Annotated in this window: 12 protein-coding genes; 9 read left to right on the top strand and 3 right to left on the bottom strand. The window is 35.6% G+C overall.

Annotated features, from left to right (window positions below; genetic code table 11):
• Positions 1-8 precede the first annotated feature (8 nt).
• Genes ABDJ41_RS20200 through ABDJ41_RS20190 form a run of 3 tightly spaced genes read right to left on the bottom strand, consistent with a single transcriptional unit; the run spans position 9 to position 3,331 of the window.
• Positions 9-629, bottom strand: a complete 621-nt coding sequence (locus ABDJ41_RS20200) for a response regulator (protein WP_349787932.1) — start codon at positions 627-629, stop codon at positions 9-11.
• A gap of 4 nt (positions 630-633) precedes the next feature.
• A complete protein-coding gene (locus ABDJ41_RS20195) occupies positions 634-1,056 on the bottom strand; it encodes a response regulator (protein WP_349787931.1) in 423 nt (140 codons plus the stop codon).
• A 7-nt stretch (positions 1,057-1,063) separates the two neighbouring features.
• Entirely contained in the window at positions 1,064-3,331 is a 2,268-nt protein-coding gene (locus ABDJ41_RS20190; RefSeq protein ID WP_349787930.1) for a PAS domain-containing sensor histidine kinase, read from the bottom strand.
• A 456-nt stretch (positions 3,332-3,787) separates the two neighbouring features.
• On the opposite strand from ABDJ41_RS20190, the gene ABDJ41_RS23050 reads away from it, so the two are divergent.
• The 9 genes from ABDJ41_RS23050 to ABDJ41_RS20150 all read left to right on the top strand — a co-directional run bounded on the left by ABDJ41_RS23050 (position 3,788) and on the right by ABDJ41_RS20150 (position 16,970).
• Positions 3,788-3,997, top strand: coding sequence for a hypothetical protein (locus ABDJ41_RS23050; protein WP_502930354.1), 210 nt, complete (start codon positions 3,788-3,790; stop codon positions 3,995-3,997).
• A gap of 652 nt (positions 3,998-4,649) precedes the next feature.
• Positions 4,650-5,228, top strand: a complete 579-nt coding sequence (locus tag ABDJ41_RS20185) for an RNA polymerase sigma factor (protein WP_349787929.1) — start codon at positions 4,650-4,652, stop codon at positions 5,226-5,228.
• A gap of 86 nt (positions 5,229-5,314) precedes the next feature.
• Positions 5,315-6,499: a FecR family protein gene (locus ABDJ41_RS20180; RefSeq protein WP_349787928.1), complete on the top strand. Its 1,185-nt coding sequence runs from the start codon at positions 5,315-5,317 to the stop codon at positions 6,497-6,499.
• A gap of 202 nt (positions 6,500-6,701) precedes the next feature.
• Complete coding sequence (locus tag ABDJ41_RS20175) at positions 6,702-10,076, top strand: TonB-dependent receptor (protein ID WP_349787927.1); 3,375 nt, start codon at positions 6,702-6,704, stop codon at positions 10,074-10,076.
• Positions 10,077-10,104: 28 nt separating this feature from the next.
• On the top strand, positions 10,105-11,712 hold the full coding sequence (locus ABDJ41_RS20170; RefSeq protein ID WP_349787926.1) for a RagB/SusD family nutrient uptake outer membrane protein: 1,608 nt from the start codon (positions 10,105-10,107) through the stop codon (positions 11,710-11,712).
• Positions 11,699-13,717: a hypothetical protein gene (locus tag ABDJ41_RS20165; RefSeq protein WP_349787925.1), complete on the top strand. Its 2,019-nt coding sequence runs from the start codon at positions 11,699-11,701 to the stop codon at positions 13,715-13,717. Before ABDJ41_RS20170 ends, ABDJ41_RS20165 begins: the two co-directional genes overlap by 14 nt.
• 78 nt (positions 13,718-13,795) lie before the next feature.
• On the top strand, positions 13,796-14,683 hold the full coding sequence (locus ABDJ41_RS20160) for a sugar phosphate isomerase/epimerase family protein (protein ID WP_349787924.1): 888 nt from the start codon (positions 13,796-13,798) through the stop codon (positions 14,681-14,683).
• Positions 14,684-14,688: 5 nt separating this feature from the next.
• On the top strand, positions 14,689-15,222 hold the full coding sequence (locus tag ABDJ41_RS20155; RefSeq protein WP_349787923.1) for a gluconate 2-dehydrogenase subunit 3 family protein: 534 nt from the start codon (positions 14,689-14,691) through the stop codon (positions 15,220-15,222).
• A 32-nt stretch (positions 15,223-15,254) separates the two neighbouring features.
• The gene (locus ABDJ41_RS20150; RefSeq protein ID WP_349787922.1) at positions 15,255-16,970 is read left to right on the top strand and encodes a GMC oxidoreductase; all 1,716 of its coding nucleotides are present in this window, start codon (positions 15,255-15,257) and stop codon (positions 16,968-16,970) included.
• Positions 16,971-17,004: the final 34 nt, after the last annotated feature.

Genomic DNA, 17,004 nt, shown 5'->3' with positions numbered 1-17,004 from the left:
CAAATTACCTAGGAATGGTTTCTACTAGGAATGTTACGGATGATATGATCTAGTTCGTCGGCAGATGAAAGTAGGTGTTCAATAATTGTAGCTGTTTCTTCGTCCTTTTCATTCGATAATTTTAAGAGTTCTACCAGTCCTATAATTCTGCAAATTGGACCTCTGATGGTATGTGAATGCATCCATGCAATTTCATGCAATTTCTTATTTTGCGCTTCAAGTGCATTGTTAATTCTCTTACGTTCTGCATTATAAATAATGCTTTTATACAATGACAGTGCCGTTAGTTCATCTTTTAGTATATAGTCAGATATGCCAAGTGAAAGTGTTTCAACGCCGAATGTAAAGTCGTGGTAGCCAGTAAGTACAATTATTGGTGTATTCTGGCACAGCGGAATGATTCCTTGGATTAAGGTTTTCCCTTTATTGTCAGGAAGAGATAAATCAAGTAATATGATGTCAAACTCATTTTTTTCTTGGGTTAAAATAGCGACGGCTTCCTTGTAATTTGAAGCCTGCGTTATTTTTGGGGCTTCAATCTGTTCAAATAAAAAATCTTCTATTAATAGGAAATCTCCGTGGTTGTCCTCAACCACTAAAATTCTGTAAGCATTTTTATCGAGTCCCATGCTGTTAATTTTTAGGCATGGTCACAATGTTTATCCAGAATTCCTCAATTTTAGCCACAGCTTTCATGAAATCGGCTACGTCTATTGGCTTTGTAATATAACAATTTGCATAGTTGTTATAAGATTGTAAAATATCTGTTTCGGATGAGGAAGTAGTAAGCATGATGATGGGAATGTGCTTATATTCATTGTCTGTTTTAACGTAATGTAATACTTCGTGTCCACTCATTTTAGGAAGGTTTATATCCAACAGGATCAAATCCGGAATACTATCCTTTGTTGGTAAAGTCTCAAAGAAGTCTATTGCTTTTTTTCCATCTTTGATGACTGTCACTTTATTCATAATCCTGAATTCTTCAAGTGCTTCGAGAGTAAGCAGGATATCGCCATCGTTATCTTCTATAAGTAAAATGTGTATTGGTTTCATATACTTGTTATTTTAAAATAGAAAAGTGAAAGGTGGTTCCCTTATTTTCTTCTGATTCAACCCAAATTTTACCACCAAGGTTTTCCACGATTTTTTTTGTTATTGCTAGCCCCATTCCGGTACCGGAGTACTCATCTTTATTATGTAGCCGTTGGAAAATGACAAAAATCTTATCGAAGAACTGTGTGTCTATTCCTATACCATTGTCTGTTATAGAGAAAAGCCAGTAAGTTCCCAACTCTCCGCAGGAAATTGAAATAACAGGATTAACCCCCGGTTTCTGATATTTTAAACTATTTCCTATGAGATTTTGAAAAACCTGCCTGATTGGAGGTTTATAAGTTGTTATTGTAGGTAATACATCAGTAACGATTTTAGCATTAGTGTCTTTTATTTGCTGGCGAAAAAGACTGGTAATTTCAGTAATAAGGATATTCAAATTTACTTCTTCTAGGTTATCCTCTTTTTTGCCAACTCTTGAAAATTCCAGTAAATCCAGGATAATCTGACGCATTCTTTTAGCACCATCTACGGCAAAATGAATGTATTGTCTTCCTTTATCGTCAATTACAGGAGCATATTTTTTTTCTATTTGTGTTAAGAAACTGGTGACCATCCTCAAGGGCTCCTGAAGGTCATGTGATGCTACATAGGCAAATTGTTCCAGTTCGGCATTGGAAATACTTAACTCCCGACTGTAATTCTGAAGGTTTTGATTTAGTTCTTTGAGTTTTATTTCTGATATTTTTCTTTCAGTGATGTCTTGAAAGCTTCCTCTTAACTTGACGCAGGTACCATTTACAAACTCTGGTTCACCGATAACCCTTACCCATTTTATTTGGTCTTTATGTGTGACGATCTGCGTCTCAGTGTCGAATGATATATCGTTATTAATGGCTTGTTCGATATGCCGTTTAATAATAGCCTGATGTTCTATTCCATTATAAAAATTAATTCCGGATATCAAATCAGGTTTATAGTTTAGGTCAACTTCATGAATTTCCTTTGTGAGGTCAGACCAGTATATAGTTCCGGTTACATAATCTATCTCCCAACTACCGATACCAGCTAGATCTGTAGCTTTATGCAAAAGGGTTTCCATTTCTTTTTTCTCGGTAATGTCTCGTTGGACTGATATCCAATGCGTGTAGCAACCATTTTCATCAGCTACAGGAGTTACTGTTAAATTAATCCAAAATTCTTCTCCGCCTTTTTTATAGTTGACCAATGTAACTTCGCAAGGAGTCCAGGTTCGTAAGGACTCGCTCAGCTTTTTTAGTTCATTTTTATCTGATTTCGGCCCTTGTAAAATTCTGGGTGTTTTTCCGATTATTTCTTCAGATGTATAGCCCGTCATTTTTGTAAAAGCTTCATTCACATAAATGATTGCCGGACCCGGTTCATTCAGAGGCTCAGCCTGTGTAATTAATACAGCATCGTTTGTATGGGTTATTACTGATTCTAGTAACTTCAGGTGTTGCTCTTCCCGCTTTTGCTTGCTAATGTCTCTTATGAATATGGAAAGGCCATCTCCAATGGGGTAAATACGGTTTTCCTGCCATAGATTTAAAGGTTGGTAATAATCTTCATGGCATATATATATCTTTTCAGTTAATGCTTTTTGTATAGCATGGTATGTGGAAGAGCCAACGGCTTCAGGAAATACTTCCCATATGTTTTTACCAATTAACGTTTCCTCATTTAAGCCTAATATTTTTCCAACTTGTTTATTGGCATACGTATAATGTAAATTTTTGTCAAGGCCAATAAAACCATCCGTAATACATTCCAGGAGGTTTTCTATTTGTTCGGTCTGCCTTCTAATTTCGAGCTCGGCTTGTTTCTTTTCGGTAATATCGGATCGGATGGCGATATATTGATAAGGCTTTCCTTCTTGATTCAAAAATGGAACAATGGTAGTGTCTACCCAATAATAACTATTATCTTTTGCTTTATTTTTTAATTCACCTTTCCAGATGTTACCGTTTGCAATGGTATGCCATAGGTTCTTTATAAATTCTTTATCATGATAGCCTGAATTGATAATCCGATGATCTTTGCCAATTAATTCTTCGCGGCGATATTTAGAAATTTCACAAAAATTATCATTAACATGGCGAATGATTCCTCTTTGATCGGTAATTGCTATTATTGAAGATTCATCGAGCGCGTATTTATAAGCATATAATTCCTGATTTGTTTGATTTAACAACTGAGTCATTTCCTCCAAGCGATCATTTTCATTCAAAGGAGATTTTTTTTTAAGAAGCGCCATATTTTTCCTTATCTATTTATCCCGTGATTTTTAGCTAGGTAATTAAAATTAATACATTTATTTGCAAAATCAACTAATTATTCTCTTCTGAACATTTTTTTTTGATTGTTACCCAATAATCTGATGACAAGTGCCAATTGACTGGGCGATTATTTCAAGAGGATCGAAGTGAATAATAAAAAAGAACATACTTTAATGGTTAAGCCAAGTGATGGAGCCCGATCATTGAAGGATAGGTCCAAAATATCAATACTTCAAAAATACCCTGCTAGAGGTTACCTCACAAATGTTTGAGGGGATACCCAGAGAATGTTACGGACGAGGAAAACGACTAATCACAGATGCTTTTAATAAAGTTAAGGGTTTAAAAAATGTATATGCAATTGGTGATACCTGCATACAAACAACAGATAATAAATTCCACTAATACCTTTTATATATAAGGACAAGGGTACTATGGCTATAATCGGACGTAACAAAGCAGTAGTAGATCTTCCGTCTAATTTGCATTTCAAAGGTTTTGTTGCTTGGTTTATCTGGATTTTTATTCACCTAGTTTCATTGGTACATTATAGGAACAAGATTGCAACCTTGTATAATTGGATTGTTTCTTATTTCACCAAAGATCAATCACTTAGAATGATTATACGGCCAATAACAAAATAGGCTTGCAAAGCCTCATAGAAATTTGAGGCTTTTTTTTTGCTGTCTACACTTACTCGCTCTTAGTCACGAATAATATGGAATTAATTCCGTATTAAATTTATGCTGGAAGATAAAGACCAGTTATTGTATTTGCTACTAAAGAATAAAAGGACGATGGGTTTTATAGGTGACATCAAACCTTCCTTTCGTAATATTCATTGTAGCAGTGTAACATTCGTTGCTGAGAGATAGCCATAATAATTCTGACCATTGTTGGCGATTATAGGGAGTGAACTCTGATCAAACTTCAGCGGGATGATTCGGTCATATTTATCCTTATTACAAGAAATAAACATCAAAAGACATAGCCCAAAGGGCATGAGTTTACCGCGAAGGTTATTTATAGATAGCGTCATTATTAGATTGTTTCTACAAACTAACTAAATATTTCTGGTTAATTGATGTCGATATCTGTAATTAAGATACAACTCTAATAAACTGATAATATAGTACATAATTTGGATAATAAATTTTAAAGCGACAATGCTTGTATCTCGCATATTTGTGTAATGCCCTTCTGATTTTTAGAAAGAGGACATAACATATAACCAAATAGATGTGAAAACCTTGATTTACTTTAGTTAAGCTATTGTTAATCTAAAAGAGCCTGAGCGTGTACAAAAATTCAGATAGTTTAGATATTGAAAAGCTTATTGCAGGGGATGAATCTGCGTTCAATAGAGTATATCATCTTTATTCTGAAAGAATTTTTAGATTGGCATTCCGATTTGTAAAAAATCGAGCGCAATGTGATGGAATTGTTCAGGAAACATTTCTAAGACTATGGCTATTTCGCTCAAGGCTCGATCCATCTGGTAATTTGTGGCTTTATCTATATGTAATTGCCAAAAGACTTTCATTTGATGCCTATAAGGAAATTAGTAAATCATCAGTATTGAGACAGGAATTATTACTTAATCTCCAGGTAATCAGAAATACTACAGAAGAGGAAATTCTGGCAAATGAACTGGAAAGCTTTACCCAAAATGTAATAAGTAAGCTACCTAATCAACAACGACTGATTTTTAAATTAAGTCGTCATGATGGTTTATCTCATCTCGAGATCGCCAATCAACTGAATATCTCTCAAAATACAGTGAAAAACCATATGGTTGAAGCACTAAAGACCATAAAGAAAGAGCTGAAATATGCCGATTTAATCTATTTCCTGGCGCTTTTTTATATAGTTTAAAATTATTTTCATTTTGAATAGTCCTATAGTCCGCATTTTAAGTACTCTCTTTTAACAGCCCCTAAAAGGCCAAATATAAACCAGATTTGAACAAAGAAAAATTACAGCTTTTATTAAAAGCCTACTTAGATCATACAATCAGTGAAGAAGATTGTCTTGAGTTGATGGATCTTACCAAAGATATTGATCAGAAAGAAATGGATGAGATGATTGATAGGGAATTGCAAGGGATAAATAGTGGACCATCATTTAGGGGAGCAGAAGCAGATGCCGTCTTAAATCTGATAAAGAAAGATCCTAAGTTCAACAGTGTACATTTACCCATATACAAAAGAATTTTTTATAACAGCTTCTTCCGCGTTGCAGCTATATTAGTACCTGCTGTTTTTGCAATTCTCTATATTATCCTTTCGGAGAAAGAAGATACAACCGCTAATGTTAAGAGTAATCAAATCGTAATTAACCCTGGTAACAACAAAGCTGTACTTACATTAGCAAATGGCAAGCAAATATCACTAAGTGATGCACAAACAGGAGAACTGGCAAATGAAGGAAATGTATCCATTAGAAAAATCAGTGCAGGACAATTAGTTTATAACCGATCAGACTTACCAGCTGTTGATAAGAAAGAAGCAAGTTATAACACGATCAAAACGCCTAATGGAGGTGAATATCATATCGTTCTTCCTGACGGTACCAGGGTATGGTTAAATTCTGCATCATCGCTCACATTTCCAACTAAATTCTCTAAGAAAAATAGAGAAGTGAGTCTTAAGGGGGAAGCATATTTCGAAGTGGCACATGATAAAAAAGTACCATTTCATGTCCAAGCAAAAGGAAGCGTGGTAGAGGTGCTTGGGACGCATTTTAATATTTCTGCATATGAAGATGATGCTGAGGTTGCAACCACCTTATTAGAAGGATCAGTAAAAGTTTCTAAAAATAAGCATAAGTCTCTTTTGGTACCTGGTCAGCAATCTTTAATAATGGATGGAGTAGATGGTATTGTGGTAAAAAAAGTCAATACTGAAGATGTAATAGCCTGGCATAACGGCTTTTTCAAATTTCAGGACGAAGATATTAAGAGTGTGCTGAAAAAAGTATCTAGATGGTATGACGTAGAAGTAGAATATAGAAATACTAAAAAGAGCCCCAAGCTAGGAGGTTTGTCCTACAGAACCAAAAGTTTAAATGACTTACTTGCTCAATTGGAAAAAATTGGAAACTTACATTATAAGCTCGAAGGAAGGAGGATCATTGTTGTAGACTAATACTAATCTTTTACGACAATTATCGGCCAAAAATACCGGAAGTGTTCGCTGCACTTCCGGTTACCGAAAAATCGGGTCGGATAATTCTATTTATTGCCTTAAACAACCAAATATTAATTAACCTAATAACCAAATGTATAAAAAATCCACTGCAGTACCAAGCAGCAGGGCCACCTCTGCTTTGTATAAAATTTTTCTTATAATGAAGCTATCTACTGTTTTATTACTGCTAACTATTATGCAGGTTAGTGCATCCAGTTATGCTCAAAAGATTACTTTGAAAGCGAATAGGATGTCTATAGCAGCATTTTTTGCTCAGGTGCAAAAGCAGACCGGCTATGATTTTCTTTACAACTCGGATGACCTAGAAGCGGCCAGACCGATTACAGTAAATATAGAAAACATGCCATTAAAGGAAACGTTGGACTTGTGTTTTAGCAATCAGCCACTTAATTATTATATAGATAAGAATTCTATACTAGTAAAAAGAAAGGAACCCGAAGTTTTCAGAACCACTAAGGAGTTTATGCAAACTGTAATAACAGGGAAAGTCACCGATGTAAATAATATCCCTTTTCCAGGTGTTGCAATCAGGGAAAAAGGTGGTACTGCAACAGCAGTCTCTGATGTTAAAGGGAATTTTACGATTAGAGTATCTAAAAGTAATTCAATACTTGTTTTTTCTTTTATTGGATACGATAATATGGAAGTGGCAACCGGGAATCGGAATACTTTGAATGTTGTATTAAAGGAAAAACCAACCAAACTCGATGAAGTACTGGTCGTAGGTTACGGTACTGTGAACAAACGGGACCTTACTGGATCTGTAGCTGAAGTTAAAGTAGCCGAATTACAACAGGCCCCGGTAACAAACTTTGAACAGGCTCTGGCTGGAAGAGTCTCTGGGGTTCAGGTATCAAGTAATGATGATCAGCCGGGTACCGGGATGAATATTGTTATTAGAGGTGGTAATTCTTTAACGCAAAGTAATTCTCCGTTGTATGTGATAGACGGATTTCCAATTGAAAATTTCTCTACTTCTTCTTTAAATCCTCAGGATATCGAATCAATCTCAATACTTAAAGATGCTTCGGCTACAGCTATTTACGGTTCTCGTGGAGCAAACGGAGTAGTTATAGTAGAAACAAAAAAAGGTAAACCAGGCAAACCGGAAGTAAGTTATAAAGCTTATGCAGGGAAGCAATTTGTTACAAAGAAAATGGATATGATGAGTCCCTATGAATTTGTGAAATATCAATTAGAAGTGCAGCCTAATGAAATGGGAGATTTGTATCTGAATAAACCTAATATGAAGCTGGAAGACTATAAAAATATTAAGGGTATAGATTGGCAGGACTTATTGTTTAGAGGTGCAGTAATGAATAGTCATGATTTGGCAATTAGAGGCGCAACTCCGCAAACAAAGTATTCTTTTTCTGGTTCTTACGTAAATCAGGATGGTGTTGTTATAAACTCTGGATACAAAAGAACTCAAGCTAGAGTATCTATAGACCAAAATGTTACTAGTAAGCTGAAAGCTAATATAAACGTAAACTTTAGTGTAGACAGAAATTATGGCTCCGTAGCTTCTCTTCGTCAATCTTCTTCAAACTCTTATGCTTCGTTTTTAATGTATAGAACATTGGGATATAGACCTGTTTCTAATGAAGCAGATATTGTGAATGATCTATTTGACACTGAAGATGCTGTGGCATTGGCTTTAATGAACCCATTGATTACAACACAAAATGAAATCAGACAACAGACTAAGAATAGTTTATTAGTAAATGCAGGTTTAGTTTATTCAATTTCTAATAATTTGACCTTAAACATTAGAGGTGGGCTCAATTCTTTAGGAACAAAAGATGAAGCCTTTTATAATTCAAAAACTTATAAAGGACTTGCCAGTAGTGTTAACGTAAATGGTGTAAATGGAGCTTATGGCAATACTGACCTGAAAAGCTGGGTTAGTGAAAATACTTTGACTTATAAAAAGAACTTTCGTAAAAGCAGTTTAGATGTAGTTGGTGGAATAACATTTCAGCAAAATGAAGTAGAAACTTATGCTTATGAAGCAACTAATATTCCTAATGAAGACTTGAAATTGAGAGCATTACAATTAGGCTCGCCTGCAGGACTTATCTCCTTAGCTTCAAGAAATGCATTAGCATCGGCAATGGGGCGGGCAAATTATAGAATAAATTCAAAGTATTTATTTACGGCATCTATAAGAATGGATGGATCATCAAAATTTGCAAAGCAAAATCGTTGGGGATTCTTCCCTTCAGGAGCATTTGCCTGGCAGATGGGTAGAGAAGACTTTATTAAAAGATCAGATATTATCAGTGATGCAAAATTACGCCTTAGTTATGGTTTAAGTGGAAATAATAGGATTGGAGATTACGCAAGGTATCAGAATGTAGTGTTATCAACATTCTTCTCATTTAATAACCAGAAGCCGGAATACATTGCCATGGTGAATAATATGGGAAATCAAGATTTGAAATGGGAAAAGACAGCACAACTGGATATAGGTTATGATTTATCCTTATTAAAAAACAGGATTAACTTAAGTGTCGATGTCTATTCAAAAATAACCAGAGACTTACTTTTGAACTCTAACCTTCCATTAAGCACAGGTTTTTCAACGGTATACAAAAATGTAGGAAAAATTAGAAATCAGGGACTGGAATTTACTTTAAATACAGTAAATATAAACACCAAAGCATTTAAGTGGGAAACGGAATTCAACATCAGCTTTAATAAAAATAAAATATTAGAATTAGCAGAAGGTCAGGACATGATACAGTCTACTGTGCCGTTTACAGGAGATTATAATGGTACTTTTTTATATCAAGCAAAATTAGGTGAGCCTGCCGGTCAGTTTTATGGCTACGAATGGCTGGGGAATTATCAATATGAAGATTTTGATCTTGTAAATGGTAACTATGTTTTAAAAGCAGGAGTTTCTACAAATGGAAATACTGCAGCAACTATTAAACCAGGTGATATCAAGTATAAAGACCAGAATGGTGATGGCGTTGTAAATGATAAGGATGCTGTTATTATTGGAAGAGGACTACCTGTTCATTTCGGTGGCTTTACTAATAATTTTGTTTATAAAAACTTTAGTTTAAATGTGTTTTTTCAATGGAACTATGGTAACCAGATCATGAATGCAAACAGACTGGCATTTGAAGGAAACTTTGCAAACAGGGCTAACTTTAACCAGTTCGCTTCATATGCAGACCGTTGGTCACCTGAAAATCAAAGTAATGAACATTTCAGGGTTGGAGGTTTTGGGCCTAAAGGCAGGTACTCTACACGGACATTGGAAGATGGGTCTTTTTTACGACTTAAAACGGTTAACCTTTCCTATAACCTACCTAGAAATCTATTGAAGAAAATCAATGGGCTTGAAATATTCGCTTCCGCTCAGAACCTTTTTACCTGGACAAAGTATACTGGATTTGATCCTGAAGTTTCAACTGCAAATAGTACGTTGACACCTGGTTTTGATTATTCTTCTTATCCAAGAAACTTTACTGTCAGCTTAGGTGCCCGCATCTCATTATAAATTGATTATAGATATATAAAATATTGATATGAAAATCTCGAACTTTAAATTATGCTGTTTAAGCTTGTTGTTATTTTTCTCTATAAGTGTTCTTCCTTCCTGTAAAAAGATGCTGGAATTGGATATTGATGGATACATTTTAGCAACAGATAATTATTACAAAACTCCAGAGCAACTGGAAACTGCGTTAAAAGGTATTTACTCTACTTTGAGAGAAACTTATGTGTATGGAAATACTATGTTGGGCCGCATGGGACTGGAAGCTGATGAAGCTTTTCCAAATTTTAGTAACGACAAGGGTACAATCACCTATTATACAGTAAATACAACAGATGATAAGTTATTGAATCATTGGAGAGCAATTTATAAAGGGATAAACAGAGCAAATCTCTTATTGGCAAATGTTGAGAATAAAGATATTGATATAGACCAGGTGGAAAGGAATAATGTAAAAGGTCAGGCTTTATTTTTAAGAGGTTATTATTATTTTATGCTAGTCAGCCGCTATGGAGGGGTACCCTTAGTATTAAAACCCTCTGTATCTGGAAAGGAGGAAGATGTTCAGATTCCAAAATCTTCAATTAAAGAGGTTTATACTCAAGTACTGAAGGATATGGAGCAAGCTGCTGATTTGGTTGTAGAAACAAATAAAGTAGAATCTGCAGGAAGAATCAGCAAATCTGCTGTCTGGGGTATTTTAGCAAGGGTGAATTTATATATGGCTGGTTTTCCATTAAAGGAAACAGAGAGATATGCTGAAGCAGAAAAATGGGCTGAAAAAGTCATTACAAGCGGACAACATGCACTTAATAGTTCTTACGAACAGGTTTTTATTAATTATGCTAAAGATTTATATGATATAAAAGAAAGTATCTGGGAAGTCGAATTTTATGGTAATGGAAGCGGCTTATACGCCAGTACCGTTGGACAGGTAGGGATAAATAATGGTATAATGTATTCTGCTACTGGAGTGGGTGGCTTTGGTTATTCAAATGGAATTCTTCATCCGACTAAATGGTTATATGATTTATATCAAACTGGCGACAGCAGAAGAGACTGGGCAATTGCTCCTTTTCGTTATTTAAGTGATAAGCAAAATCCATGGCCTGCTAACATTGATATCATTAATAGATTTTGTGGCAAGTTCAGAAGAGAAAACGAAAGCGTTTTGCCTAGAAATAGTGTTGGTACTCCGCAGAACTTTCCTTTGTTACGTTACTCAGATGTTTTGTTAATGTATGCAGAAGCAATAAATGAGGTAAACAAAAATCCAAATCCTCTGGCTTATAATGCCATAAATCAAGTGCGTAGAAGAGCCTATAAAAAGCCTTTAAATGCAGTTAGTATTGAAGCTGATCTTCCGCAGTTGGATTATGATGGCTTTAAGACGGAATTGAAAAATGAAAGAGCAAGGGAGCTATGCTTTGAGGCTTTAAGAAAAAATGATGTAGTAAGATGGGGCGATTTCTATAAGAATATGAAAATTCGATTATTGGAAATACCAGTAGGAACAGCTTCTGTAAACGTGTCTGGAAAAGAGTATTATACCAATGCTAGTGAAAGAGACGTGCTCTGGCCTCTTCCTTCTTATGAAACTGGTGTAAATAAAAAATTGATTCAAAATGAAGACTGGTAAAATTTTAACTATTATGATCATGCCTTACATTAGATGTATCCTGTTGTCTGCAATTTTATTTTTTCATACAATTAATAATGCAATTGGACAAGAAACATCCGAGTTACAAGCACCACTAAGATATCCAGATAGTTTAGTAACCAATTTTAGCTTTGGTTTGGAGTTAACGCCAACAGTGCTTCCAAGTGGTAATTTATTAACGAATATTTCCCTTCTGGGAAAGGGATTTTATTTAAGTAAATTATTGGGTAGAACAAATGATGGAGCTTTAATTTATAGCAGGCCTCAGTTTTTAAATCACCTTTCAGCAACTATAGACCAGACTAAAGTAGTTTATTTAGAAAGTGATGAACCTAAGCTGATTGCATCAAATAAAAAGAATAAACACTGGCAGTATTATAAAGCAAACGAGAGTAAGGATAATTTAACTTTAACTAATCCTATAGATATAAAAATAGATGGAAAACCTTTGACTGGCGATTTTACTATTTTCAGACAAAAAGGGAAGAACTATGCATTGAAAATCAGAGCAATTAAAGGAAATTATTGGCCAGGTAACCAACATCCATGGGGTGTTCCGCCAAATCCAGATATTGGCTTCAACAAAGGTTATGATGCCGATGGAATATGGTTAGGACAAAAAACGATAGTTCAGGTTTCTTACACTGAACAGTTAAACGATTGGAATTTCAGTGCATGGAAAACTGTATTTGAAGATGATAAACCATTTGTAATTAATGAATATTCAAGCGCTATTAAATTAACTGTTTCAGACTTTCTTCAGAATGGTCAAAAGCAGGTCTTAATATCCTATGATGTGGATAAGCAAACAGCTTATGATATTCGGATTTCCGATAAAGGTATGGTATTTAAATTGATCAGGCTTCCTAAAGGGATTCCCTCTACAACCAAAGAATCGTACTTTAGTATGCCTACAACGCTCACAAAAGCTATAGATAAAAGCAATGGATTTCTGCTTGGCGGTAACCCAGGTACTTTAACGGAATTTTATAGTAAGAATGGTGTATGGAACTCCAGACCAGTGATGGTTAAAGGTGGAGATTTACATGTACAAACATTAGCAGTTCCTAATTTCATTGATTGGGATAATAATGGTTCTGCCGATATAATTGCAGGAGATGCTTCTGGGTTTTTATGGTTTATTAAAAATTTAGGTTCCACAGATCTCCCTGTGTGGGATATCCCTCAAAAGATGCTGGCTAATGGTAAATTGATACATCATCAGGCTGGCTATTCTGGTTCTATTCAGGGACCAAATGAAAAGAGATGGGGATACTTACAACCTTTAGTATGCGATTGGGATAATGATGGATTGTTGGATGTGGTTTGTAATGATATTACTGGCAAGTATCTGTTTTACAAAAATACAGGGACTAAAGGAGCTCCGGTCTTAGCCAAAGCTGTTCCAATAATGTACCTGAAAAAACAATACAAAGCGGCATGCAGAAGCAAACCTGCTCTGTTGCCAAAAAAATATTTGTCAGATCACTCACCCAAAAGCCTACCTTCTTTTGTAGCTATTAATGGTGAGGGTAATTTATGTGTATATAAAAGAGATTCATCCGCACCGAATAACATTTTTAATGAACAGGTATTAATGAGCAACAATAAAGAACCAGTAAGGATTGTAGGTTTTGCAGGGCACGAAGGGCGTGCTACATTAGGGGTATGTGATTATAATAGTGATGGAATATGGGATGTCGTTTTTGGTCAGGGAGTTCATATGTCCCAGTCAAAAGTTGCACCTGGAGCTAAACCTTATGCAACGGCCTATATAATGGTAAATAAAGGAACAAATGAAGAACCCTTGTTTGATATTCCTAAACCAATTTGTCAGGAAAATGGAAAGCCAATAAATTTAGATAGACATGGTGCCTGGATCTATCCTTTATTAAATGACAAAGACAATCTTGTTGATTTGTTTATTGGGGGGGAAGACGGGAGGTTTTACCACTTTAAGAAAGTGACCCTTTGCAATCAATAGTTTCAAATGTATTTTTTAACTCATTCCCATTATTAAGCAAGACCATTGTTTAATAATGGGAACTAAAACAATTTTATTATGAAAGTTTTTTCCATTTCAGCTCGTACCATACTACAGGTTTGTATTGTATTAACATGCTGTGTATTTATTTCTTGTAGCTCTAAGGTGATTTCTAATCAATCTGCTGCAAATTCCAATAATCCTGAAGTCTCCCTTGGCTGGAAATTAGGAGCACAGGCTTATACCTTTAACCGCTTTAGCTTTACCGAGGCCTTATCAAAAATTGATAGTTGTGGTTTAAGGTATGTTGAAGCTTATCCTCAGCAAGTAATTGGTGGTGGAATAACAGAAAAAATGGATTATAAGATGTCGCCAGCGAGTAAGTTATACTTGCAAAACCTGCTTAAATCGAAAAATATCCGTTTGATTTCATATGGTGTAATTAAAACTAAAGATAGTAGTGATTGGGAGAAGATTTTTGCATTTGCGAAATCAATGGGCGCAGAAAATATTACTTGTGAGCCTGAGTTGAAAGATATACCCCTGGTTTCACAACTTTGTGATAAGTACCAGATCAATGCTGCCATACATAATCACCCTAATCCAAGTTATTATTGGAGCCCTGAGGTTATTCTAAAAACTATTAAGGGACAAAGTAAAAGAATGGGAGTTTGTGCTGATATCGGTCACTGGGTGCGGTCAGGGCTAGACCCGGTTGCTTGTCTTAAACAATTAGAAGGTCATATAAAACAGCTTCATGTTAAAGATTTGAATGAAAAAGCAAATGTTAAAGCTCATGATGTGCATTGGGGTACTGGGGTTGGTAATATGTCTGGTGTTATTGCTGAATTAAAACGTCAGGGCTTTAAAGGTGTGCTTTCTGCCGAATATGAATATAATTGGAACAACAACACTCCAGATGTAACGACTAGTGTGAAAAATTTTAGAAAAATGTTGACGAAATAATAACTATGAATAGTATCATTCCCAGAAGAACTGCTATACGAAACCTTTTAATAATTGCTGGTGGAGCAATGGTACTACCTGCTTGTTTTAGGGAGTCGGGAAAGCTTACCATTAAACTAAATAATTTTAGCATTACAACAGAGAACGAAGCTCTTTTGGAAATGCTTTGTGAAACACTTGTTCCGGAAACGGATACTCCAGGAGCAAAATCTCTCAAATTACACTTGTTTGTCCTGAAAATGGTGGATGATTGTTATAAAGAAGAAGATCAGCAGATTTTTGTCAAGGGCCTGGAACAATTCGCTGATTTTGCAAAAGAAAAAGCAGGTAAGTCTTTTTCGGAAGCTTCAGCTCTTGAACGGGAAGGACTGCTTAAAAGTATTCAGCTAGACAAAGAGAAAGATAAAGCAATTCAAAAGTTTTATAAAATCACTAAGAGTAAAACCATTCAGGGCTATTTAAACTCAGAATATGTCATGACAAACCTGGTAAAGTATGAACTTGTACCTGGTCGTTACAACGGTTATTTCCCGGTATAATCCTGAGCAAGGATTTTTTAGATTATAGAAATATGGCGAATATCGCAATAGACAGTATAAAAGAAAGAACATTTGATGCTATAGTTATTGGTTCTGGTATCAGTGGCGGATGGGCAGCTAAAGAGTTTACTGAAAAAGGCTTAAAGACTTTGGTGTTGGAGCGCGGAAGGAATGTGGAGCATATCAAGGATTATCCAACCACAAACAAGTTCCCATATGAGTTCGAACATCGTAACGAAATGCCTTTTAAAGATAAGGAAGCAAACCCTATTGCAAATCGCTGTTATGCTTATAAGGAAGATTCACAGCATTTTTTTGTAAAAGATAATGAACATCCATATGTGCAGACAAAACCGTTCGACTGGATTCGTGGTTACCAGGTAGGAGGTAAATCTCTGCTTTGGGCTAGACAAACCCAGCGTTGGAGCGACTTTGATTTTGAAGGTCCGGCACGTGACGGATTTAGTGTTGATTGGCCAATCAGATATAAAGATTTGGCAGACTGGTATACTTATGTAGAACGTTTTGCAGGTATATCAGGTAATAAAGATGGATTAGCGGAACTGCCTGATGGTGATTTTCTACCTGCATTTCCATTGAATGCGGCTGAAGAGCATTTCAGAAAAGTGATTAAAGGAAAATATCCCAATCGCCATTTAATCAGTGCCCGGTGTGCACATTTGTCTAAACCTAATCAAATTCATTTTGATCAGGGTAGAGGTCAATGTCAAAATCGTATACTTTGTCAGCGTGGGTGTCCTTTTGGTGGGTATTTTAGCAGCAATGCAGCTACTTTGCCCTGGGCTCAAAAGACTGGTAAATTAACGTTAAGGCCATTGTCGGTAGTTCATTCAATTATTTATGATTCAAAAAAAGGAAAGGCTACTGGCGTTAAAGTGATTGATACGGTTACCAAAGAAGAAATTGACTTTTATGCAGAGGTGATTTTTGTAAATGCTTCTGCCATAAATACCAATCTCATTTTGTTGAATTCCGTTTCTGATCGATTCCAGAATGGTTTGGGGAACGATACGGGATTGCTTGGTAAATACATGGCATTTCATAATTATAGTGCAGCAATTACTGCTGAATATGATGGGCAGCTTCAATATAAGACTGACGGACGGAACCCCGCCGGAGGTGGTTATATCCCACGTTTTAGAAATTTATATCAGCAAGAAACAGACTTTTTAAGGGGATATGCTGCTGCACTAAGTGCTAGACGTAAGGAATCAAATGATACGAGTGGAGTAGGTAAAGCTTTGAAAGAGAATCTGATTAAAAAGGATTTGGGACCATGGAGAGTCGGATCACATATGATGGGGGAGACAATTCCAAAAGAAGGCAACTTTGTGAAACTTGATTCTGACTTGAAGGATGTCTGGGGAATTCCTCAATTAAATATCTCTATTGATTATGATGAAAACGATCATAAAATGAGAGCCGATTATTTTGAGCAGATGACAGATATGTTTCAAACCGCAGGATTTACAAATATTGAAACACGTATTGATGACAGAAGACCAGGGAATGATATACATGAAATGGGCGGGGTACGTATGGGCAAAGATCCCAAAACATCGCTCTTAAATGAATGGAACCAAATACATTCTTGTAAAAATGTATTTGTAACTGACGGGGCATGTATGACATCAACTGGTACGCAAAACCCTTCTTTAACTTATATGGCCTTAACAGCACGAGCCTGTGATTATGCTGTAACACAATTAAGGAAAGGTAATTTCTAATAAATAAATCACTTAATGTGACTCTCTTAGCAGT

It is taken from the genome of Pedobacter sp. ASV1-7 (assembly GCF_040203335.1).
GTDB lineage: Bacteria > Bacteroidota > Bacteroidia > Sphingobacteriales > Sphingobacteriaceae > Pedobacter.
This window is presented reverse-complemented; position numbering and strand designations above follow the sequence as displayed.